This window comes from Sphingomonas aerophila, assembly GCF_014199305.1.
Classification (GTDB): Bacteria; Pseudomonadota; Alphaproteobacteria; order Sphingomonadales; family Sphingomonadaceae; genus Sphingomonas; species Sphingomonas aerophila.
Window position 1 is genome coordinate 25,105 of sequence record NZ_JACIJK010000016.1, and the last position, 22,401, is coordinate 47,505.

A 22,401-nucleotide genomic window follows, 5' to 3' on the forward strand; every position below is an offset into this window, starting at 1 on the left:
TCACCCCAGTTGATCAGCTCGGGCGCTAGCCGTGACCATCGACAAACGCGGAAGGGCCGAATGCTCGTCGAGCAGCGTTGCGTAACCGGCGAGCAACCGACGTTGGAACGCGTCGGCCCCATATTCCTCCTCGGCGTAGCGTGCAGCCGCCACACCCAGCCGCTCGCGCAAGGCCCGGTCGGCGGCGAGCGCCGCGACCGCCCCGGCGAACGCTGCCGCACCTGGCGGCACCAGCAAGGCACGTGATTGATCCAGCACCTGCGTGTGCGACAGAATGTCAGTCGCGACAATTCCGCGCCCAGCCTGCATATAGGCGTAGATTTTCATCGGTGTGTTCACGCCCTTCAGCCGCGGCGAGCATAGAATATCTGCCTGCCGCAACAGCGCTGGCAAGTGCGCGAGCGGGGCCGGCCCAATCAAACTTACGCGTTCGCCCGCACGTACGGCTCGCGCCCGGGCCCGAGCCGCCTCGACATGGTCGGGTCGACCGCCGACAATGATCAAGTGACAGTCACAGCCGGGCGGCAGTTGCGCGAAGGCGTCGATCAGCAGGTCCGTGCCCTGGTAGGACTCAAGGTTGCCCACATACAGCGCGATAGATGTGGTCGCGCTGCCTACCACTGTGCGCAGGTCCAGCACCGGCCCAGCATTGGGGGAAGCGGCCGCAACGGGCGTGGCCACGTCGGGCAACAACTGAATGGTCTGACCCGGCGCCAATGCGCGGACCCGGTCGGCGATCGCGGCACACACCGGCATTACTAGATCGGCCCGCCGCATCGGCCACCGCTCGATCGCGGCGAACAACCGTCGCAGCGGTGCTAAGCGAGGCCACTTCTCGACGACCTGGTCGCCCATCAACGAATCCATGTCGTAAACAAGTTTGAACCGCCGAAAAGCCCGCGCGGCCAGGGCCGGGAACACCGACTCCTCCACAGCATGGATTACATCAAACCGCTTGCGCGAAAGCAGCCGGAAGGCGGTGGCCACTAGGAAGAGGTCGCACAGAATCTTGGCGGGCGATAGACCGATCGGCACCTCGCCCACGAAAGGCGGGCGCTTAACGCGGTGTAGCGTCAGTCCCGGCATGGCAATGTCCTCGCCGCCGTGGAGAACAACCAAGTCGACCTCGTGCCCCGCTTGGCATAGCGTCTCGACCGCGAAGCGCACAGCAATGGGGGTACCCCGCTCGACGAAGAAGGGCTGGGGCGCGAGGAACAGGACCTTCATGCGGCCAGGCGCTTGTTTTCGCGTCGCAGTGCCCATTGAAGGCCCGCCATCTCGACCAGCGATTGGCGCCGACCATAGGTTTCAAGGGCCGTTTCTGGCGATCGGAGCGCGGCGATTAACGAAGCGGCCGGGGCGATGGGGTTTAGTTTTACCGACACTATCTGCCCGAAAGTCCCGATACGATTGCTTTCCTTCGGAAGGGGCAGCGGATCGGTGCCACTCAGTACGCGCCGGCCAAGCCTGCGCGGATGGGACAGCAACGCCGACCTGAACGCCCGCGGACGGGCGGGAATGTCACCGACCATCACACCTCGATGCCGTTCGAGTGCCTTTACAACAAGCTTGCCTCGAGTCCCGACCCACTTACCCAGGCCCCAGGGTAAGATCGCCAACACGTCGCGCTCTTCAGCATCCCGAAGAACCGCTTCGAGCGGCAAACCGTCCGCAAGCTTGCGTCGTGTTCCGATCAACAACACCTCCACGCGCTCGGCGGTGACTACCTGACAGCCAGCGACCAGCAGCACAGGCCTGATGCCCAGCTGCGACATCAACGAGATCGCCTCTCCCGTTTCGCAGATCCCATGCGGGAGACCTGCGCTGTAGAGTGTTTCGAAGGTGTCGACGGCCTCACTGTCCGTCAAAAGAACCGCACCCACGTCGCTTCCCGCCGTGGCGAAATTGTCAGCCGCCACCCTCAAATTCATCGTCACGTCGCCGCGTAGATGAACATGGGCGTCAACGGCTACGCGCCGCCGGCCGCTTGTCCCAGATGGAGACGTAGCCTCAACTGTTTGGCCGGCCATAATATCAGCCAATGTCATACCAGTCTCAATTGAGGCGCGGACACCGAAAAAGTGTCTATCGATTGCCATCGAACATGTCGATTCCATTCTGGATTTCGACAAAAAGTTTCCGCCGGGCAGCCCTAACTTGAATCTAGAAAGGCTGGGGTTTTACAGCGGGTGCTGAAGGGCTTTGTCGCCGAGGCGCATAGCACGACGCCGATTACGTGGGTAAAAGAACGAATTGCCGGGTGATCGGGCGGGTGAAGGCATCGACAACGGTCCCCTCTGCATCTTCAGCTGCAAACATCTGAACTCGTCGCCGCTGGGTAGGCTGAAATCAAACCGCGATCCCAACTCTGCTCGACCACCTTTTAAGCGATATCTACTGACGACGCCCGCGACCACATCGCTGAGGATCCAAAGCTGTTACAGGCCAGAAACGTCCAGCTCTGCATCTCGGGCCGAACTCCCTAGTCGACGTGTATCATACAGGCCCGAGTAAGAACGTCGTGGCTGCGTCGCGAAACGGCTTGGCCGCCCCGGATGATCCTGCTGCGGGGTCATCGTCGATCTCGATGCAGTCGATTTTATCACCATTAAGTTCGCAATCGCCAAGGCTGTTTCTTGGCTGTCGGCACACTGACAAAATTGCACTTCGCGCCTTACCGCGGATAATTCAGACGATATAACCGAATGGAACGACCCGCGTAATGACCGAGGTCGACGGGCAAGCTCAGCCCCACGTCCCGGCGCCCCTTCAACGCAGCCAGCGTCGCGTCGTCGAAGCTCGTTCCCGAGTGGATGAAGGCGTCAGGCTTCAGTACTGGAACGCGTTCAACCTCATTACCCGATCCGCCAAGATACAACGCCGGCACGGCGGTGCCGAGTGCCAGCTCGGGCGCCCAATCGCCGGCCGCCGAGGCGCCGTGTGGAAGTTCCGACGCCATCGCCTGCGCAACCAGGTTACGCTCCCGAATGGGCCGTAAGACCAGATCGGCGACGGACGCGAGCCCCAGCGGTACGCTTAAAACCATCAGGAATGTCGCGAGCCCGCCTAGCACTCTGCCGTCCATCAACGCATGTCGACGGGACCAAGCGGCCGCCGCCAATGCCAAGGCAGTCAACAGGAGAAACTTGCGGTCAATTGACAGGGCCAAGCCGGGCAGGGCCCAGCCCCTCACAGCCGAGGCGATCAGCCAATAGACGCCGATCAGTATTGCAACACCGCCAATAGCGGTCGTGGCGAGCGCTACTGGCGTTCTCTCTCCATACCCGGGCCGGGCGGGCGAGCGGACGATCGCCAACCACTCGACCGGCAGCAGGATCGCGACCGGCAGTAGCGGAATCCAGTAACGCAGCGGATGGTAGCTGAACATACCGACGATCAATGGCCCGAGCAGAACCATTCCGACCAGCGCGGCACTATAGGAACTGTTCAGCAGCGCTCGCCGGCGAAAGACCAGAAGGTCGCCAGCACAAAGCATCGCTAGCGATAATGCAACGTTGCCACCCACAATCAATGGATTGTCGAGGGCGCTAATCACGGTCCCGACCGCCGAGACGTCCAGCCGCGATTGCCAGATGTGACGAGTGACCGACGCAAGCGCCAGCGCGATGACGAGCCCTAAGGCTAAGCCCAGTGCTGCCTTGCCTGAGACAGCGACCTGCCGGCCGGCGACCCACGCAACGCCAATGCCTAGCAGTCCTGGCCCGAAATAAAGCAGCGCCGACGCCTTGATGCTGAACGTTGCTGCGAGCGCCGCGAAACCTAGTGCAACTAACGCCGCCAGACCAGGGGGAGCTTGCCACCGGCGCAATGCAAAGAGCGGAACATAAAGAACGACAATGATGAATATCTCGAACAGCGCCAACCGCGAGTAAATGAACAGATTATAGTTGGCGGACAGTGCCATAGCGCCAAGAAGTGTGAGTTGCGGTCCGTATACCTTCCAAAGCAGCGCCATGAAGCCGGCCAGGAATAGACCGAAGCAGACTGCAGCGACCCACCGCGCCTGAGCGATCCCCTGCCCTCCGATCTTGAACGCCGTGAGAAATGAAAGCTGAGTGACTGGGCTTTGTTTCATCCATCCAGAGTAGCGGTCGGCGGAATTCCAGTGCTCGTTGCCAAACATCAGGAGATTTCGCGCTGCCAGGGTTTTATACCCCTCGTCGGCCCAGGTTGCCGCGCTCCGGTCGGGAATTGACGTCGGCACATCGCTATCTAGAGCGACCCAACGCAACAGCACGATCGCGGCCAATGCAACCAGGCACAACACCAGCATTGATGACCGCCGATTCAATGACGTGTTCATTCTTGCCGGCCCTTTCAGAATGCTGAAAAGCTGCCACATCGGTCCAGACCTGTCCAGCATGTTACTATCTGGCGCGTGCGGATAAGGCTTGGTAGGCGGAGGCAACGACCGGTCACACGACCGCGCGCGGAAGCGGACGGTCCGCGAACGGGGTAGATCGGTGGGCTCAAGAAAAGTTGAAGACGCGCCGGTCAAAACGAGCGGACACGCGTTCTCGACTGGTAAGTCAACGGTGCGAGCGGCTTCGGTTGGCGCGGGGCGGCAAGCGTTCTCTTTGGCTGCGCAGGCTTGGCGGCAGCCGACGATCGCGGCCACTGGCATGTTCGCAGCATCTGGCGCCGCTTTTGCGCTTGGCAATCTTATGCTCGCGCGCGTTCTGTCCATCGAGGAGTTCGGGCGCTTGGCGCTCGCGTTGGCGCTATTCAACATCACGACACTGATTGCGCCGGTCGGGATTGACCAAGCGGTCCTGCGCCACCCGATCGATCCCGGTCCGCGGCTGCTACTCTTTCTGCTGGGCACGGCGACGATGGCTGCGCTGGCGGTTGCCGCTGGGTCGCTGACGGCAGGTGGCTTGCGTCTAGATGAAGCAACGGCGCTCGCGGTTGCTATCATCGCCGGGTCGATAGTGATGCAAGTCGCTGCGGTGCTTCGGGCGGCGCAGCAACCTTTTCGGTCTATCGCCTACGCCACCGTCCTAAGCTGGTCCATCCTGCTGGTCGGGGCCGGCGCACTACTGGTTCCGGTCCGGCATTCGAGCACCGTGCTCTGGCTGCTCGCCATTGTTAATCTGGCGAGCGCGGCGATGGGTTGCCACCTTCTGCTCACCCGGCATCGCGTGCCTGAAAAACACAGGGTTGCAATAGATTGGCGCGAGGCAGTTTCGCTCCTCGGTATTGCGGCAGTGTCTACTATCTCGATCCAGCTCGAGCGTTTGGTGACCCCGATCGTCTTAGACTTGCGCGCGCTGGCGACCTTCAGCGTGCTCGCCTCCGTCGCAATCTTTCCCTTTCGGCTGGTAACTGCGGGGGCAGGCTTTGCTCTGACGCCGCGGCTCAAGGCCGCGACAAACCACCGTGAGCGATGGGCGCTGGTCCGCACTGAACTTCGCATCGTGATTCCGTTTTTGACCATTATGTCGGCGGGCATCATCGTCGCAGCACCGTGGCTAGTGCGCTTATTAACACGCGGATTATACGACATTACCGTGCCGCTAGTCGTCGCAGCTTGCATCAATGGCAGCGTCAAAGTGGTATTCGCCATCATCCGTGCCGTGCTGACGGGCTGCGGGACCGCGAAGCAGCTGAGCCATCTCAATCTCCTCAACATCGCCGGGCTGATCGCATCAATTGCCGGCGCCGCCATCGGAGGACGATACGGCCTTGTCGGCATTCTCCTAGGTGTAAGCGTCGGCAATTTGCTGGCGGTGATGCCAGCGTTCCGGCTGGCACGGCAGAGCCTCAGACGCAGCGTGTATCAAGGGCGGCCGAACACTCACGTCTGCTGATGAAGTGGATAACCAGCCTTGGCCGGGCAGCCCTGGTCATAGTCTACCGCCCGCCGGGTTCGGCAGCGGTGCCAACAGAGCGCTCTCTGCCCCGACGCTGCGGTCCACGTGCATGATGGGACACGCCCATCGCACTATGGCCGGGAGTCTCAGGTGATTACAAACCCTGTCGACCACGGATGACGCGAACCGCACTGCTAATCCCATTGCTGGCGGAGGCTACGGTGATCAGGGCTTCTCTTCGGATAGCGGCAAGCAAGCGCCAAGCCATTAGAGTTGGACCTCCTATCACAGTGGGCAGGCTCTTTCCTTGGGCGAAGCGTTGGCGGACATCCGGACGGGATGCTGCCGAACCATGGCGGCAACGGCGCCATCACTACGCCGACGTAGAGACGTGGCGCGACTACAGATCCAGCCGCGCGGCTTCCTAAGCTACTCGTCGTTCACCCAATCGGAGGCCTGCTCACATCCAAGATCGTGGCAAACTCCCATGCCGCGTTTTTAATCGATACTAGCATGGCCTACGTCGCTTCGAATGTGCGGCTGAATCGCAGAATGACGGAGCGCGCTGCTGACGGCGCGAGAGCCGTTACCTCGACGGCAACTGTCGCAATATACGCCAACGCTCATGCGAGAGATCTCACCCACTTTCGATGGGCAACATGGAAGTCGGACGGATCCAGGCAGGGATCGAAAGCTCGCCCTTGCCATCATGGGCGCGGACGAGACTGGTTTGCGGGCAACGGGTGCCCTAAGGTGAGGTGCACCGACAGCGTCAGGAATACGACCTGCTAAAAGGCGAGAACAGGAACGGCCTGCAAAGGCCCATCAAGCTGGCGATCAAAGTCGCCGTCTCTGTCCTGCTTATCCTGCTTGTGATGTCGCGCATCGATTTCACGCGCAGTCTGTCGCTTTTAGCGACCGCTAGTGTTTGGCTAATTTTTCTTGGGGGCTGCCTCATCTTCGTGCAAACCGCATTAAGCGCTGCGAAATGGCGTATACTTCTGAGCGGACAAGGATTTGCGGTACCCTATAGAAAACTCCTGAAAAGCTACTTCCTGGCGAACTTCGTTAATTTGTTTACACCGGGATTCGTCGGCGGGGATGCCTATAGGTCGGTTTCAGTCAGTGCCTACACTGGCGGGGTAAGTCGCTCGCTTTCGTCAGTGCTGGTCGACAGGATCACCGGCGTCGTCGCGCTCATAATGCTAGGTGCCGCCGGGCTCAGCCTTTATTTTGAACCAGCTCATCCATGGGCTTTGGGCTCATCAATTTTCGCAGTACTCGCGCTCGGCTACGGGTCCTTCGTCTTGCTAGGCCCAACGATCAATCGCCTGATCGCCGGCAGGACTGGAAGAGTCTTTGCTTTCGTCCACGATTTGGTTGCAGCACTTCAGCCTACCCAAAGTCTTTGGCTGGCTTTCGCCGTTGCACTTGTGTTCCAGTTCAACATAATCTTGATTGTTTGCATCTGGGGCGCTGGCCTTCATCTGTCAGCGACGGTCGGACAACTGTTCCTAATTGTTCCTGCTGTGTACATGATGGAGATTCTCCCGATAACCATAAGTGGGGTTGGTCTTCGCGAAGGCACCTATGCAGTGTTGTTCGCCACGTTCGGCCTGCCCGCTGAGCAAGGGGTCGCGTTGGGTGTGCTAACTAGCGTAATGCGCTACTTGGTTGGTGCGGTCGGGTCGCTGGCGTGGTTCATTCCCGACCCGGCCGACCCCGTTGCTCCTCCGGCCGCCAAAGCGACACGGGCCTGAAATCGGTGGCAATGAAGGGCCTGTTCGGCGGCGCGCGCTCGACGGCTCTGACGCTATGCCGTCCCGGACCTTGCTGAAATGTTGCTGCTTCGTTTAGAAGGGTGAGACTTGATCGACCTGTGTGCGCCAATCGAGTGCGTGTATGCAGGTTGTGCGTAGGTCAGCCTGTTTATCCGTCTGATAGGCAGGGCTAGGGGGGTTGTATGGGCAGCGTTGAAGTCGCCGAGATCCGCCAAGCGCTTAACGAGGCCGGGGTAGAAGACCTCGACGAAGTAGCCGATAACGAATCGCTCCTCGAAGGAGGACTGCTCGATTCTCTTAAGTTGATCGACGTTGTAGAGGAGCTGCAAGCGCGGTTTAAGGTTCGTATTAAGGCCAAGGATCTAACCCCGACCCACTTTGACAGCTTATCTTCCATGAAGGCTTTCCTCGATCAGCTTCTGATCGGAAGCGAGAAGTCTTGATAAGTAATGCTGACAAAGAGGAGACGCTGCCTAGCTGGCGTCGGTCGCTCCAACGTCATCTGATCCCGTCATTTCTGGCGACTGCCTTTTTCTATTTGCGCGACAAGGCCAAGGTGCATCCCTCTGCACGGGTTCAATTCGGCTCCAACATCAGATTCGGTGAGAGAACCGTTGTCAAAGCCGCCGCGATCATCCAGGCGAGCGGAGGTCGTGTCCTGATCGGCAGAGATTGTGCCGTCGGTAGCTTCAATCACATAATTGCTGGCGTTGCTGACGTTGTCATCGGTGATGATGTGCGCTTCGGCTCTAGCGTAGTCGCGATTGCCACCACGAGAGAGTACCGCCGTAAAGATCAGATCATTTCGAGTCAGGGATTTTCCGACAAGGGGATCAGGATCGGGAACGATGTGCTAATTGGCTCAGGTGCTATATTGCTCGACGGCTGCAATATCGGCGATGGAGCCGTCATCGGGGCAGGGAGCGTAGTGTCCGGCAAGGTACCCCCCTATGCCACCGTTTTTGGCGTCCCGGCCAAGGTCGTGTTCTACCGTGAGTGATGGTCAGCAAACCGTCGTAGGTGTTCTTCAGCACCGCGCCCATACCGGGGGCTCTCGACCGTTCATCGCTGACGGTGCGCGCTGGATCAATTATCAAGAGATGTGGCGGCTTGTTTGCCGCGGGCAACATGCCTTGGCAACGAGAGGAGTCCGGCCCGGCGACCGCGTTCTCATCGATTCCACGATATCACCCTCGCAGTTTGTAGCATCCTATCTTGCAGCTCATCTCAATGGAACGATCTCCGTTCCTCTAGGCGGGACCGGGTCTGCCGCAGCAGCGTACATTGCGGATGATACTGAAGCTGCGTTCGTGATCGCGAGAGATACCTATCCTCTGCTTTTTGACAGAGCGACAGGACTTGAGAACCTGGACCCAAAGCTTCCCTCGCCCGATCAGACCGCAGATATCCTTTATACTAGCGGTACTACAGGGCGCCCCAAAGGCGTCATGCTTAGCCATGCAGCCATCTACGCGTCAACTTCGGCGACCAATCGATTCATCGGGAACGGCGCTGACGACTATGAAATCGTGACGGTTCCACTTTCCCACTCATTTGGGCTGGGCCGCATTCGGGGTGTGCTTATGGCCGGCGGACGCCTTTCGGCCGTGAGCATGTCTCCGCCCGGGGAAGCAGTTACGGCGCTTGCGGATCCTGCCGTGACAGGAATGTCCTGCGTTCCAGCTGGGATCGCTATCCTCCAGCGCTGGGGGGAACAGGAGCTAGCTGCTGCAAGCGAACGACTCCGCTACATTGAACTCGGCAGCTCCCATATGTCGGCCGATCGCAAGCGCCTCCTGGCGGAGCTCCTGCCGGCCACGCGGATCATCATGCACTACGGCCTGACAGAAGCATCGAGGAGCTGTTTTCTTGACCTTCATGGCGAATCAGATCGGCTCACCAGCGTGGGTCGGGCAAGCCCGGGCGTCCAGCTGCGGATCATGGATCAAGACGACTCGCCGATCGCGGCATCAGGCGAAGGGGTCATCCATATTCATTCCCCCGCCGTTATGTCCGGCTACTGGCGCAACCCCGCCGCTACCGCGAGGGCCCTTTCACAAGACGGGTGGTTGCGGACTAGCGACGTTGGGCGGCTGGACGAACAAGGCTTTCTCACTTTGGTTGGTCGATTGGATGACCAAATCAATGTTGGTGGCAAGAAGGTTGATCCGGCGGCCGTCGAGGAAGCAGCTATAGCCTGTGAAGGCGTTGCTGATGCAGGTTGCGTCGGCATCTCCGATCCGGGTGATCTGGTCGGGCAGGTACCGGTTCTGTTCATCGTAGAAAGTGAAGGCGTAAACCTAGATCTGCCTTCCCTTCGACGACACCTTAAAGCGCGGCTAGAGGGTCACGAACGACCAACTCGCATACTTGTCGTGCGCACGTTACCGAAAACCGAAACCGGTAAGCTAAAACGCGCAGAGCTTCGGCTGCTGCTCTCATCTGAGCAAGCGACGAGCAATTAAGATTGACCTGACTGGTGCTGTCAAACGTAAAGCACCGAGGATCCGGAAGCCGGAATTTACGGCTCCTTTAGCTAGGTCCGGGCACGCCGTTCGTGCTGTCAGTGCTGCGGACTTGCTCGGCTCGGTTCTGGGAACACTGGCGTTTGCCTGCCGATCGGCCGGCAAACGGGGCAGAAACTCGCGTCAAAGGTGCCCGGTGCAGTTGCTTTGACAGCACCGTCCTGATCCTAGTCGGTGCCATGATGAAGGGAACGGGCGGGAGACAGTGATGTTCTACTTGGGCTTGCAGCGTCCTGCCTCTTCGGGGGGAGGGGCGGTGAAAGCTCGCAACGCCCTGCTCATCCACGGGTTGGCGGGGCGTTAAGGCTGCAGACTAGGAACAGACTTCAAAGGTCACGAGTTTAGTTGTGACCGGCGCGGCGACCCCTTCCCCCGCTGCTGCCGGGTTCGGAGCGCTCCGCTGCGTCCCCCCGCAGCGGAGCGTTCCATTTGAGCGAGCCTTGGCCCTGGCTCGGGCGTAACACGCCAGTCACAGGTGCGGCGGGCTTTTCGGGCACGCGCCGAGCTGATCTGATGGGTGACCGAGGAGCCCATAGATCTTGTCACGCATGGCATCGGCTCCTCCCTGGTGACGCCAGGCAATTGGACGAACCCAGCGTCTCAGCCGTTGATAGCAGGCCATACAGGAGAGCTGCCGTGTCCTGGACCGAGATCATCGCCGGTGTTGTGCTGGTTGTCCTGTTCTTCGGCCTGTTCAGGGGATCCTCGTCCAAGTCACCCCGGATCTGGAGCGGCGACACACCCGAAGAGCAGGGGCGCCGTAACACCCGCACCGACCTCAACTACCAGGGCTGGGAGCGCTCGCAGGGCAATCGGTTGGATAAGGGCTGGTAGCCTGGCCGAGGGACCGTAGCGATTCAGGGAAGGGCCAGACGCGACGCGCTTGAGTCAACTTTCCGCTATACAGTTGTTAGTTCGGCGAGCGCTTGGGCGCACGAGATGCGAACGACCTAGATGCCGCCCTGTGACCACGGAACGTCGCGCCCGAGCGATCGTCCTACCATCACAGATCGGAAATCCATCATGACTAAGAACAGCAAGCCGCTCCGGGTCGTCATCACGGGTGCCTCAAGCGGGATTGGTGCTGCAACAGCGGTAGCGTTTGCCAAACGTGGCGCGACGCTGGTCATCTCTGCCCGGGGCCAAGCGGGCCTCGACGATGTTGCGGCACGCTGCCGTGCGGTTGGTGGCAAAGCGCATGTGCGGACGGTTGACGCAACAGATGCGCCAGCTGTGGCGCGGCTAGCGGCAGAAGCGCGCGATCTGCTCGGCGGGATCGACCTTTGGTTCAGCAACGTTGGCGTGGGAGTAGTCGGCAAGTATGAGGACGTGCCAATTGCCGATCACGCCCAGGTGATCGCGAGCAATCTCGTCGGTCATATGAACGACGCCCACGCTGTGCTGCCCATCTTCCTCGCGCAGGATCACGGCACCTTTGTGAACATGATCTCGGTTGGTGGGTTCGTCGCTACTCCCTATGCAGCCGCTTACGCCGCTAGCAAGTTCGGGTTGCGCGGCTTTAGCGAGGCACTGCGAGGCGAACTGTCGAAGCATCCCCGCATCCACGTCTGCGACGTTTACCCGACCTTTGTTGATACGCCCGGGGTCGATCATGCGGCGAACTACTCCGGCGCGAAGCTGTCACTGCCGCCAGGGTCGCTGGCACCGGAAACGGTGGCGAAGGCAGTGGTGCGGCTGGCACGTCACCCGCGGAACACGGTCGCAATTGGCGCACCCGCGATCGTGCTCAAGCTTAGCCAGTTTCTGGCGCCAAACCTCGGTGCGGCGGTGATGAACGGGTTTATGGACGTGTGGTCAGATAAAGCCGAGCCCGGCGATGACAACACTGGCTCTCTCTATGAGCCCGCTACAACGCCGAGCGGCATTGACGGAGGACGCCGTCACCCGGAACGGCGCCGTAAGGCCGCGGTGGCCGTCGGCGGAGTGGCCGGCCTTGCGGTACTTGGCGCGTATCTGTGGCGCCGTAGAAAGTAGCGGGACTAGCGGGCTGCTGTAACTTGCGGAGGAGCGCCAAGCAGGGCGCTCCTCCGGATTGGTCAGGCGGCGAGCAGCTTGGCCGCCAGCTCGGTATGCTGCTGATCGGCTTGTTTCGCCTCATCGGACGATTGCTTCATTGCGCTCGCGGCATCGTCTAGGCCCAGCGACTTTAGGTAGCTGGCCATCGTTCCGAACGAGGCGATCCAGTAGTGCAGCGCGAGCTGTCCCGCAGCGATGATACCGAGATCACGTGATGTCTCATCAGGCGCCTGCTGACGGATGAGCCGGCTCACCTCATAGTGCGCTTCGAGGATCTTGTTGTCGCCTTGCTGCCCAGGGCCGGTCTGCTCCATCGCCCGGTCGATCTGGTCGGCCCATTTCTGCGACGTGCGATTGCCCTGCTCGAGCGCTGCCTTCAGGTCAGGGTGCTTCGCGTCATTGCTGATCTCGTCCGTAGCGCGAGCGGCAACGTCGCTGCCCGCCTTCATGGCGCTTAGCCCTTGCGAGACGAGCTCTTTCAGATTGTCGTCGGCCATGTTGGTTCTCCTGAGGGACGCCAACCTTGCAGGCCAGTCGTCGGGAACACTAAGCGGTAGGCAGGGTCGGACGTTCCCACAGTTCCGCAAGCGTTCTGACCTTTAAGGCAGCTGGCTAACTTAGAGTACTTCATCATGCGCGAGGGTTGTGCCACTCGTTTAGGATTTCGCTATTGCGGGTGATGATCTCGTTCGCCATGGAGGCGGAGATATCCTCTATGGTTTCTACCTTGCGTCCAACGATGCGGTAATGCGTATCGGCCGAAAGGCGGGTCATGTGCGCTCTCCCGCTTCGGTGGGCATCCTGCCCGTTCAACGGCTTTAAGCCGGCGCTTCTAGCCTCGTCAAAGAAGTAGCTGGTCAGGCTGTTGCGGGCTTCGCGGGGCACAACGAGGAATGAATCTGATCCCTGGCGCCGTGTTGGCGGCCGGTCTCCATGTTTTCCCCGACGGAACCATGATCCCACCAGTTACCATTGAAGAACCATTCCTTTTCCCTTGGGTCGAAGTGGATGCTGCGCACCTTCCACTCACGGACGCGTTTGGCGTCGCGGCCATAGCCGAAGCCATGATGGATCCAGCAATGGTGCTCGGTGCTATAGTAGATCTTGGATATACTGAAGGGTGCTGCGGCGTCGATCACGCGTGACATCCAGTACCCTTCGAACTTGGCGGGTTCATCAAGCCGCCTGCGAAGCCAACGGGAGCCACGCGCCACATGGGCGAAGCGATCGGCAAGGACATACAAAACCAGCACCAGTGCTGCCGCCCCTACTGAAATCCAGCTGCCCAGTTAGGGAACGATGTAGAAAGGGCGGACTTGAGGACTTCCGAAAGCGTGAGAAGCAGCGCAAGTGCGAATGCCTTGATAGCGTCGGTCATTCCTGCCCCCCGGAGTCGGCCAGATCCGGGCGGCACTATACCCGAGCAGATCTCGTACGCATCAGATTGCTGCGTCTGTGCTGCACATGAACTCTGGTCGCAGGCTCATCGACCCCGACTGCCCTCCGACCACTTCACATCTGGAAGACAAGCTCTCAATTGCAGTGGCGCTTCAACACGCCGTCGCCGGAACCACGAGCTTTAGTAGACTGCTTCTATAGTCTGTCGCAGGACGTCTGCTGACGCGAGTAGAGCAGATTGTTCGTCGGTAGTTAGCGCCGGCGTCAGGACGCGCAGAACGCCGCCCGCGCCGATCAGGCACGGAAGGCTAAGATAGATGCCGTCGATCCCGTACTGGCCCCGCAGCATGGTGGCGACCGGCAGGATCACTCGCTCATCTCGGTGGATCGCCTCACAAATACGGGTGATCGCCGTAGCCACGCCGAAGGAAGTGTATCCCTTGCCGTCGCTGATTGTGTAGCCCGCGCGCATGACATCGTGCGCGATCGCGGCGCGATCGAAGCCCTGCTCGCCAAGGTAGCCATCGAGGTCCATGCCGCCAATACGAACGGTCGAGTAGGCCATAACCTCGCTGTCGCCGTGCTCGCCTAGGACCAACGCTTCGACCGCACCCGGCGCGATTGCGAGTTGATCCGCGATGCGCTTCCTGAACCGGTTACTGTCCAGCAGCGTGCCCGTCCCGATCACGCGTTCAGGCGACAGGCCCGACGTTGCCTGCGCCACTTGGGTCATGGCATCAGCCGGGTTGGATGCCACGACCAGGATGCCGTTGAAGCCGGCGTCCATCGCTTGACGAACGCAGTCACGTACGATGACGGCGCTCTTGCCCGCAATCGCGGTACGAGGCTCGCCATCCTTGGTTGCCGCACCGGCAGTGATGACGAGAATACTGGCGTCACGGACGTCGGCATAGTCGCCCGCCCAGATCCGCACTGGTTGAGAGATAGCGTTGGCATCCGCAATGTCAGTGGCTTCGGCTGCCGCCCGCTCTGGAGCGTGGTCGATCAGCACGATCTCGGCGAACAACCCACGCAGCATGAGTGAATAGGCGGCAGTGGCACCGACGTTGCCGACTCCGACAATTGCAATACGGGACGATGTAGACATGGCCGGCCTTCCTGGATCCCGAGCGGGAAGCGCTAGCGACTAAAATGCTGCGCTCCGTACGTCGGCCGCTGCCTTCCATCGCAGAAGCACCCCCGCTGGGCTCATGCCCAGCGGGGGTGCAATCGTCAGCGGGACTTCTGGTAGAGCTTGTTCGCGATCTCGAACATCTCTTCAGGCGCATAATCGGGGGTGAAGGCGCAGGGCACGCCGGCAAGCTGCGCGATCTTGCCACCGTCGGGGATGCCGTCGACGACCTCGAGCTCACCTGGCGGGTCGCCCGGCAATGCGACCTCGTCGTTGCTCCAGATCCCGGAGATCTCCTTATAGTCGTCTGGGCTCCAGGTGTAGAGGCGCCGGTGCGAGCCCTCGTCCAGGTACTTCTGGCATTCGGGGATGCGGCTCAGATCAATGTTGGGCGTAGGCAGCATCTTCTTGATGTCGACGCCCGTGATCTTCTCCAGCGCCAGCGCATAGGCGTGCGCGTGGACCGAGCCGCGGACGAGGAGATAACCGCAGACCTCGCGGCCCGTCGGATCTGACACGGTCTCGTAGACCCGCAGCTTGTGCAGTCGTGCGCCGCATTCCAGGTGGAAGTTATGCAGCAGGTCGGTTACCACGTTGCCGGTCGTGGTGATAAAGTCCATGTTCCAGGACTGCCCATTCGAGTTCGCCGGCATCACGCCGCCACCATTGGACAGGAAGCTTGCGGCGTCGCGGATCTCTGCCATGCTCTCGAAGGGAGTCATGGAGATGTCGCCGCCATCGCCGGTGTCGTCGCCGTCCGGGCCATTGTTTAGCATGTTGACGCCGGCCGAGACGAGCTCGACATGGCCGAGCTCTTCAGCGGTGATCGACGCAACCAGGCTGTAGAACGGGCGCAGCTTGGATTTGGAGCGGAAGTTGAAGCTCTGAAACATGTAGTTGCCCAGCGTCGACATCTCACCGTATTTGCCGCCGAGTAGCTCTCGCAGAGCCGCACCAGCGTTCGGGTCCTGGGTCTTTGGCATGGGCAGGTCGGCCTGCAGCTTGTCGACGCGCATGAACATGGGACTTCTCCGAATAGGAGACAGTTCAACGGCTCGCGTCAACAATGGGTACCAGCCGGAGTGTACGAACCGAACGTTTCATGGCGTCCGTGCACCACCTCGCCCTTGAAGGTGATGCACCCATCCTTGGTCTCGACCGTTAGCAATGCTTCAAGGCAGGAGTTGAACTACATGGTCGAGACGTTCAGCAACGCCGTTTTGGCGTCCGCATCTGTCTCCGCCGTAGTTACGGCCGGACTGGCTCTGTGGTCACGTAAAGCCGCGGCTTGACATCGATCTGGTACCCTAGGCGACGTTGCCGGACGACTACCGACCTGTGCGGGTTGCTCGCGGGGCATCTACGCGTGCTCGTTGTCTAGCATCAATGGTCGGCCCAGGGAATGCGGCGGCCCTGCCTATCACGGCTTACGGCGAATAGACCAGATCACAGCCGAGGCACTGGTGAGCAGGGCGGCTAGGGCGAGAACCAAAGGCGCGTCCATGATGATCATAAGCGACTCCTCTTAGGCTCGCTTAAACAAAAGCCCTGCCTGTAGGACAGAACAAATTGAGAACGAATAGCGCTCTAAAGCTCAGGTTTGCCCGGTCGTCCGGCTCGGGTAACCTATCCTGGCAAGAGGAAGCAGAATTGCATGAACGCGAGTGAGTTTGCGAAGGGTGTCGCGGCTGCGACCGGCATGAGTGAAGCAGAGGCCAAGAAGGCGATCGCAGCAGTATTCGACCAGATTGTGGATGCAGCCTCGAAGGGTGAAAAAGTTTCCATCTCAGGGGTCGGCAAGTTCGCCGTCATGGACCGCCCCGAGCGCCAGGGTCGTAATCCCGGCACCGGCGAGGCAATCACGATTGCGGCGTCGAAAGGTGTGTCTTTCACGGCTGCTAAGGGCCTGAAGAACAAGCTCTAACCCAGTGCGCCGGCGATGTCGGTCGCCGGCGCACCGACGGCGGGAACACGCGATGAGCCAGGTTGAAAGCACAGATCAGCCCGCCCGTGCCGGCTCACGCTTCCCGTTCCGCGTTGTGGACTCCGCGCTGATCATCGCGTCGTTATTGCGGTCCTGAATTACGCAGGCTGGACATATCGTCAGGCTTATCTGAAGCGTTTCAGCATCGATCCAGCGAGCCTCGACAGCTCCAGCATCGCCATCGCCGTCGATGGGGCAGGCGCGATCGGAACCACTTTCTTCGCGTGGGTCGCGGCCAGCGTGTTTCTGCTCGTGTCGGGGCTATGCATGTGGGCGTTGGTCTGGTGGGTCGAGCGCCGACGAGGCAGTAGCGGTTCTCTCGCCGATCAAACGGCTGTCATGATGGGTCAAGCTGGCGGGATCGCATTTGCGCTCCTGTTTGTGATCTGGGGCGGGTCGATCGCGGGCAGATGGGCAGCAGAAGATCGCATCGCGAACGTTCAACGAGGGGAGGTCTGGACCTACCATCTGGAGCACGAGGTCATCCCCGGTGTTCTGATAGCGGAGGGGAGCAGTACCACGTGGCTGCTCACCAAGGCGGGCATACGCCCGATCCCGACGACGGATATTCGCCTCATCGCTGGGCCTTTGTTCGATCGGCTTGCCGCCAAGGGCACTACAACGTCACATCCTTAACCGGTCTCCGAAAGCAAAGGCTCACCGCCTTTGCGCAGCGTCAGAACTGTAGTGAGAGGATCGTAAGAAGCAGGAAGCTGTTCAGGCCGAGAACAACGATCAGGGCGACGCGAAACCCGTGCTTGCGGATCAGCAGGAACAGGATCGAGAGCAGGCCGACGAACCCCAATGCCGCAAACATGAACAGCTTGTCGAAAGCGCTGCTCATGGCGTTGCCGGCAGCATCTCCACCTACCGATGGTGAGTAAGCCTAGCCTTACCGGCCCCCAGCGTGCGGAGATCACCGCGAAGGCTGGGTCAGGACAAGGATCTCCGTCGCAGCTCGCCAGCCTCTTCCGGGTGTCGCGCTCACCAGTACAGCGCGTGCTTCGCGGACATCGTGCCCGTACGACCGCAAATTCTGCGGCGTCGATAACCGATGCGTCGAACGCAGAACCCAATGTAGCTGGTGTTCGGCCGGCCCCAGCTTAATTGTCGCCGCTCGCCACTGGTTTGTAACTATGGGGCGGAGAACATGGCATCTCCCGCCAGAAGGAAAATCAGTGCGCATCGGAGTTGTAGGTGCCGGCATGGCGGGCGTGTCCTGTGCGACCGCACTGGCCGAAGCGGGTCAGGATGTCGTTTTGTTCGATAAGGGTCGCGGCCCGGGTGGACGCATGTCAACCCGTCGGCTGGCCACGAGCCTAGGTGAAATCGGGTTTGATCACGGCGCACAGTATTTGACCGCGCGTGATCAGGCATTCGCGGCGCAGGTCAAATTATGGGCAGGGAGTGGCCACGTAGCGCCTTGGGCTGAGGCAGGCGACGATGCCTGGGTCGGTACTCCTGCGATGGATGCCCCCGTCCGCGACTTGGTATCTCGGCTCGACGTGCGCTGGGGACACCGGGCCGACAGGCTCGCAAGAACCGCCGACGGTTGGACTATGCATGGCGAGGGCATCAATGCCGTACCATGCGAAGTGGCGATCATTGCAGTGCCGGCTGAGCAGGTGGCGTCACTTGTCGGGGAGCATCGGCCAGATTGGGCTGAGCAGGCAAACGCGACGCGTTCCGAGCCGTGCTGGACAGTCATGGCGATCTATCAGTCACGCCTGCCCATTGTACCCGATCGCATGACCAATTTGGGGATCATCGCTTCCGCCGTTCGCAATTCTGCTAAGCCCGGCCGCGCCGCTGGCGAGGCATGGGTGTTGCAGGCGAGCGGATCCTGGTCGGCAGACCACATCGAGGATGAGCCCGAGGCGGTCGAGCGTGATGTCCTTCGAGACTTCGCGACATCGATGGGGCAGAATTTGCCTGCACCGATTGCATGCAGCGTTCACCGTTGGCGCTACGCGAAATCGGGACGTCTAGGGAAGGACGCCTTGTGGGACCGTTCACGCCGGCTCGGCATATGCGGTGATTGGCTGTTGGGCGGACGCGTTGAGGCGGCGTGGCTGTCCGGCATGCGATTGGCGCACGCAATCACTACAACATAGGCCGATCAGCTGGGCTGACGGGGACCGGTCCAGGCTCCGTCGAGCAAGGGGTGCCGAGCTTGTTCTCGCCTGCAGGAAACGGCGCAGCTTCAAGGCAGGTCAAAGCGAGCGCGGCAGCTGTACAGATCAGGCCTGGGTTCGTCCCTTCTGCAGCTGGTGCGCGAAGCGCCGGATAACGCCCCGCGGGGCGAAGCGGGTGGACTCGGCCAGCAGGAAATTCCTCATGCCGGATATCTTTACGGCTTGGTTCGCCTTCAGGGCTGCAAGCCCGTCGTGGATTACAGCGTCGGCGCTACCTGCAAAGCGCTCAAAAATCACTGATTGGCGCATCCCAGCAACTTGGGCAAACTCCGTGCGCGTCGGACCCGGGCAAAGCGCCGCGACGCAGACGCCGTGCACCTTCACCTCTTCATGCAACGCCTCGGAAAAGCTCAGAACGAACGCCTTGCTGGCCGAGTAGACCGCGAACATCGGCCCTGGCTGGAAGGCAGCGGTGGAGGCAACATTGAGTATGCCGCCTTTCCGGCGTGCAATCATATCCGGCAGAACGGCGTGCGCGAGGATTACCAGCGCGCGACAGTTGACATCGATGATGCGCCCCTGCCCCTCGGCATCGAGATCGGCGACCGCGCCTTGCAGGCCGAAGCCAGCGTTGTTGATGAGCGTATCGATCGTAAGTCCCGCCTCGGTTGCGCGCGCGATTAGTGCGGCGGGTGCCCCAGGCTCGGCCAGATCGGTTGCGAAGATATGGACGGTCACGTCATGTGTGCGGCGCAGGTCGGCGGCGAGCGCCTCTAGTCGGTCGACGCGGCGTGCCGTGAGGATCAGATCGTGCCCCTCTTTCGCTAAGGCCCGAGCAAAACCTTCTCCGAGGCCGGCTGAAGCGCCGGTAACTAGTGCAGTGGTCATGATCGGCCCTTCCGCCCAACCGGAAGCTGCGCCGGTCAGTTCAGGCCATTAGCAGTGCTGTTCGCCGTGGACCATTTTGAACAACCCGGACCAAAAACGCGGTGCCACTGCCGCAATCCTTCATTGCTCGCAATGATCGCGATTTGATATCGGGGGCTGCGTGCCCAAGTTCGGAGCCAGCCGCATTAGGATCAACGCTACCGTTGGCTTGAACAGGTCCGGTTTGACAGCAGAAGATTGAGCGAAGGCCAAGGCAGAGGTGGCCTAAGCGTCAGGTGCGACCCACGACAGCGATGAGGGGATCGCCGTGCGCGCCATCGGCGAGCACTCTGGCCTCCACCCGGTTAAAGCCCGCGCTGGCCAGATAGTGGCCGATCAGCGAGGCCTGTCCGCTCATGTCCAGCGACCGCCACACAGCGACAGCCTTGGTCGGGAAGCAACGGTTCGAATAGCTTGCTATGAACGTTGCGCCCGGCGCTAGCACGCGTCGCACTTCGGCGAACACGTCGTAGGGTCGTTGGAGATATTGTACCCCAACACAGCAGAGGACCGCGTCGAACGCTTCCGTGTCGAGCGGGAGCGCTGGATCGGTGTTGAGATCCTGAACGAACCAGCGATCGAGCCTCGGATTGGCGGCGAGCTCGTCAGCGTTCATGCCGTGCCCGAAAACCTTTGCGTAGGTACGCTCTTCGGGGAGATGGCTGACCCAGCTGGACATCAGATCGAGCACTCGAGCGTGATCTGGAATCATGTCGCGATAGAAGTTCGTCAGCGCAGCTATTGCTGATCCGTCAATGTGCGTGACCAGCCGCGCCGGTGCGTAGAAGGCCAGGTCGTCGCCGCGATCCTCTTTGTCGAAGGCGGCCTGGGGCAGGGCTGTGTCTTCGTTCAGTGTTGCCTCCCGATCAGCTCGCGGCAAGTTGGCTCGCGTGGTAGCCCTCTTGCCTAGTTTCACTTAGCACAACCGCAACAGTACAAAGCTGACATGCGCAAGAAGGGTTTGGCATTGCCGTTCCTCCGCGGGTCCGCTGCACTCACGTTAGAGGCTTTGACGCGTAAGCACTGATAGGCGCCGTCCTGCGAGGTCGATGCGACGAGGACCGTTAATGCTTCGCGAGAGGTGGTGGCAGTCGCCCGGCTCGACTTGGCGAACTCAGCTGCGGAGCCATTGTCTTGTTCGACGGTTGACCATGAATGTCGCCGCGCGCCGAGCCGGCCGAGGAACATCCATGCCAATGAAGCTAAAGCCGCTCTCCGAGCAGGTGATCGTCGTCACGGGCGCCACCAGTGGCAACGGGCTTGCCATCGCAGAGCAGGCGGCAAAAGCCGGTGCGGCTGTGGTCGCCGTTGCCCGAAACGCGGAAGCTCTGGATGCATTGCAGGCGCGGCTAAGCGCCGACGGTTCTCGGGTTGCGACCTGCGTTGCCGATGTAAGTGATATGGTTGCTGTCGAGCGGATCGCAGCCGTGGCGATCAAGGCGTTCGGCGGGTTCGACAGCTGGGTCAACAACGCGGGGACGGGCACGTACGGCACGCTCGAGCAGGTGCGGCTCGAGGACCACCGGCGCGTGTTCAACGTGAACTATTTCGGCACGCTGCACGGCTCGTTGGTGGCCGCCAGGCATCTACGCGGTCGCGGAGGGGCAATCATCAACGTTGGCTCCATTCTTGGCGATCGCGCAATCGTTCAGCAGGGTCCTTATTGCGCGACCAAGCACGCAGTGCAGGCCCTCACCGACACGCTACGCATGGAGCTCGAGCGTGAGCGCGCCGGCATCTCGGTCACGCTGGTTAAGCCAGGCGCGATCGACACGCCTTTTCCCGAGCACGCGCGCAACTTCATGGACACGCCCCCGCGCCTTCCGCCGCCACTCTATGTGCCCGAGGTCGTTGCTGACGCCGTGCTATTCGCCTGCATGCATCCAAAGCGCACACTTTACGCGGGTGGCGGCGGGCTATTGTCGTCAGCCTTTTCCCAAGCCGCTCCGCGCTTGGCCGATCTGGCCATGGAGATGGTGGGTAAGACTGTGCAGCAGAAGCCCGGGGATGCAGGTGACCCTACGCGGCGGGACAACCTTTACGAGCCGCGCACTGATGCAATGCGCGGCAGCCAACACGTCCGTGCCCGCCGATCCAGCATGGCGCTGCAATTACAAAAGCTGCCCACATCCGTGGTCACGCTTGGTGCCATCGGCATTTCCGCCCTGGCGCTAGTCGCACGGGCCACCGCGCAACGTAGGTAAGGCTTCGGATCCGCCCAGGTCAGTTTGGCGCTCAAGTAACTTGTTCTAAGTCAGATCATGGAGATGCTGAGTCTTGATCAAACTCTAGAGCTTTCCGAGACTACTTTGCTGCGCTTCGTCGGCGCATGTAGACTGAAGCAGCGCTGCCCAGTCATCAGGGGGATTGCCTTTGTCGAGCATACCCTTGAACACTGCGTAAGCGTCGGACTTGGAGCCGTAGGTTCGCAGGGTGGTCTCGTCATTTACCCAAGCGAAGATGATGACCATGGCGCGGCTGTCATATCGGAAGAACAGGCGGAAGCGCCCGTTGCCGAACGCTGCTCGCGGATAACCGACAAGTCCACGAACCGGTCGGGGCTGTTGAAAAAGACCGGGTGAGGCGATCACGCTTCTGACGGGTTCCCGCCGAAACGGATCGGAGCAGCGGCCATGATGGGCGAGCAG

General features: G+C 60.8%; 23 protein-coding genes. 11 read left to right on the plus strand and 12 right to left on the minus strand.

Annotation, left to right across the window (positions count from 1 at the left end):
* From FHS94_RS18045 to FHS94_RS18055, 3 genes are all read right to left on the minus strand, one after another.
* A complete protein-coding gene (locus FHS94_RS18045; RefSeq protein WP_184060514.1) occupies positions 1-1,227 on the minus strand; it encodes a glycosyltransferase in 1,227 nt (408 codons plus the stop codon).
* Positions 1,224-2,048, minus strand: coding sequence for a hypothetical protein (locus FHS94_RS18050; RefSeq protein ID WP_184060516.1), 825 nt, complete (start codon positions 2,046-2,048; stop codon positions 1,224-1,226). Before FHS94_RS18050 ends, FHS94_RS18045 begins: the two co-directional genes overlap by 4 nt.
* Positions 2,049-2,674: 626 nt before the next feature.
* Positions 2,675-4,363: a hypothetical protein gene (locus tag FHS94_RS18055; protein WP_221234874.1), complete on the minus strand. Its 1,689-nt coding sequence runs from the start codon at positions 4,361-4,363 to the stop codon at positions 2,675-2,677.
* Positions 4,364-4,685: 322 nt separating this feature from the next.
* Between FHS94_RS18055 and FHS94_RS18060 the strand changes: the two genes are divergently transcribed.
* From FHS94_RS18060 to FHS94_RS18090, 7 genes are all read left to right on the plus strand, one after another.
* Complete coding sequence (locus tag FHS94_RS18060) at positions 4,686-5,831, plus strand: oligosaccharide flippase family protein (RefSeq protein ID WP_221234875.1); 1,146 nt, start codon at positions 4,686-4,688, stop codon at positions 5,829-5,831.
* Between the two features lie 761 nt (positions 5,832-6,592).
* Complete coding sequence (locus tag FHS94_RS18065) at positions 6,593-7,594, plus strand: flippase-like domain-containing protein (RefSeq protein WP_184060522.1); 1,002 nt, start codon at positions 6,593-6,595, stop codon at positions 7,592-7,594.
* Positions 7,595-7,797: 203 nt separating this feature from the next.
* Positions 7,798-8,058: a phosphopantetheine-binding protein gene (locus FHS94_RS18070; protein WP_184060524.1), complete on the plus strand. Its 261-nt coding sequence runs from the start codon at positions 7,798-7,800 to the stop codon at positions 8,056-8,058.
* Positions 8,055-8,615: an acyltransferase gene (locus tag FHS94_RS19735; protein ID WP_184060526.1), complete on the plus strand. Its 561-nt coding sequence runs from the start codon at positions 8,055-8,057 to the stop codon at positions 8,613-8,615. The genes FHS94_RS18070 and FHS94_RS19735 overlap by 4 nt, the downstream gene beginning before the upstream one ends.
* On the plus strand, positions 8,608-10,080 hold the full coding sequence (locus FHS94_RS18080) for an AMP-binding protein (protein WP_184060528.1): 1,473 nt from the start codon (positions 8,608-8,610) through the stop codon (positions 10,078-10,080). Before FHS94_RS19735 ends, FHS94_RS18080 begins: the two co-directional genes overlap by 8 nt.
* A gap of 696 nt (positions 10,081-10,776) precedes the next feature.
* Complete coding sequence (locus FHS94_RS18085; protein ID WP_221234880.1) at positions 10,777-10,974, plus strand: hypothetical protein; 198 nt, start codon at positions 10,777-10,779, stop codon at positions 10,972-10,974.
* A 189-nt stretch (positions 10,975-11,163) separates the two neighbouring features.
* The gene (locus FHS94_RS18090; protein ID WP_184060530.1) at positions 11,164-12,135 is read left to right on the plus strand and encodes an SDR family oxidoreductase; all 972 of its coding nucleotides are present in this window, start codon (positions 11,164-11,166) and stop codon (positions 12,133-12,135) included.
* 62 nt (positions 12,136-12,197) lie between these two features.
* Here the strand turns inward: FHS94_RS18090 and FHS94_RS18095 are convergent, their stop codons facing one another.
* The 5 genes from FHS94_RS18095 to FHS94_RS18115 all read right to left on the minus strand — a co-directional run bounded on the left by FHS94_RS18095 (position 12,198) and on the right by FHS94_RS18115 (position 15,723).
* Positions 12,198-12,674: a DUF892 family protein gene (locus tag FHS94_RS18095; protein WP_184060532.1), complete on the minus strand. Its 477-nt coding sequence runs from the start codon at positions 12,672-12,674 to the stop codon at positions 12,198-12,200.
* 133 nt (positions 12,675-12,807) lie between these two features.
* A complete protein-coding gene (locus FHS94_RS18100; RefSeq protein WP_184060534.1) occupies positions 12,808-12,951 on the minus strand; it encodes a hypothetical protein in 144 nt (47 codons plus the stop codon).
* 83 nt (positions 12,952-13,034) lie between these two features.
* A complete protein-coding gene (locus tag FHS94_RS18105; RefSeq protein WP_184060536.1) occupies positions 13,035-13,325 on the minus strand; it encodes a hypothetical protein in 291 nt (96 codons plus the stop codon).
* Between the two features lie 431 nt (positions 13,326-13,756).
* Entirely contained in the window at positions 13,757-14,683 is a 927-nt protein-coding gene (locus tag FHS94_RS18110) for an L-lactate dehydrogenase (RefSeq protein WP_184060538.1), read from the minus strand.
* 125 nt (positions 14,684-14,808) lie between these two features.
* Complete coding sequence (locus FHS94_RS18115; protein WP_221234876.1) at positions 14,809-15,723, minus strand: manganese catalase family protein; 915 nt, start codon at positions 15,721-15,723, stop codon at positions 14,809-14,811.
* A gap of 584 nt (positions 15,724-16,307) precedes the next feature.
* Between FHS94_RS18115 and FHS94_RS18120 the strand changes: the two genes are divergently transcribed.
* Both FHS94_RS18120 and FHS94_RS19240 read left to right on the plus strand, forming a co-directional pair.
* Entirely contained in the window at positions 16,308-16,631 is a 324-nt protein-coding gene (locus FHS94_RS18120) for an HU family DNA-binding protein (protein WP_281396936.1), read from the plus strand.
* A 300-nt stretch (positions 16,632-16,931) separates the two neighbouring features.
* The gene (locus FHS94_RS19240) at positions 16,932-17,327 is read left to right on the plus strand and encodes a hypothetical protein (protein ID WP_221234877.1); all 396 of its coding nucleotides are present in this window, start codon (positions 16,932-16,934) and stop codon (positions 17,325-17,327) included.
* 40 nt (positions 17,328-17,367) lie between these two features.
* Here FHS94_RS19240 and FHS94_RS18125 read toward each other — a convergent pair whose 3' ends face one another.
* Positions 17,368-17,535, minus strand: a complete 168-nt coding sequence (locus FHS94_RS18125; protein ID WP_184060544.1) for a hypothetical protein — start codon at positions 17,533-17,535, stop codon at positions 17,368-17,370.
* Between the two features lie 334 nt (positions 17,536-17,869).
* On the opposite strand from FHS94_RS18125, the gene FHS94_RS18130 reads away from it, so the two are divergent.
* Positions 17,870-18,805 carry an FAD-dependent oxidoreductase gene (locus FHS94_RS18130; RefSeq protein WP_184060546.1) on the plus strand — a complete coding sequence of 312 codons (936 nt, stop codon included), beginning with the start codon at positions 17,870-17,872 and terminating at the stop codon, positions 18,803-18,805.
* 126 nt (positions 18,806-18,931) lie between these two features.
* Here the strand turns inward: FHS94_RS18130 and FHS94_RS18135 are convergent, their stop codons facing one another.
* Both FHS94_RS18135 and FHS94_RS18140 read right to left on the minus strand, forming a co-directional pair.
* A complete protein-coding gene (locus FHS94_RS18135) occupies positions 18,932-19,714 on the minus strand; it encodes an SDR family NAD(P)-dependent oxidoreductase (protein ID WP_184060548.1) in 783 nt (260 codons plus the stop codon).
* 271 nt (positions 19,715-19,985) lie between these two features.
* Positions 19,986-20,633: a methyltransferase domain-containing protein gene (locus tag FHS94_RS18140; RefSeq protein ID WP_246348915.1), complete on the minus strand. Its 648-nt coding sequence runs from the start codon at positions 20,631-20,633 to the stop codon at positions 19,986-19,988.
* Between the two features lie 310 nt (positions 20,634-20,943).
* On the opposite strand from FHS94_RS18140, the gene FHS94_RS18145 reads away from it, so the two are divergent.
* Entirely contained in the window at positions 20,944-21,957 is a 1,014-nt protein-coding gene (locus tag FHS94_RS18145) for an SDR family oxidoreductase (RefSeq protein ID WP_184060550.1), read from the plus strand.
* 84 nt (positions 21,958-22,041) lie between these two features.
* Here the strand turns inward: FHS94_RS18145 and FHS94_RS18150 are convergent.
* On the minus strand, positions 22,042-22,401 hold a 360-nt coding region (locus FHS94_RS18150), incomplete at its 5' end, for a type II toxin-antitoxin system YhaV family toxin (RefSeq protein WP_184060552.1).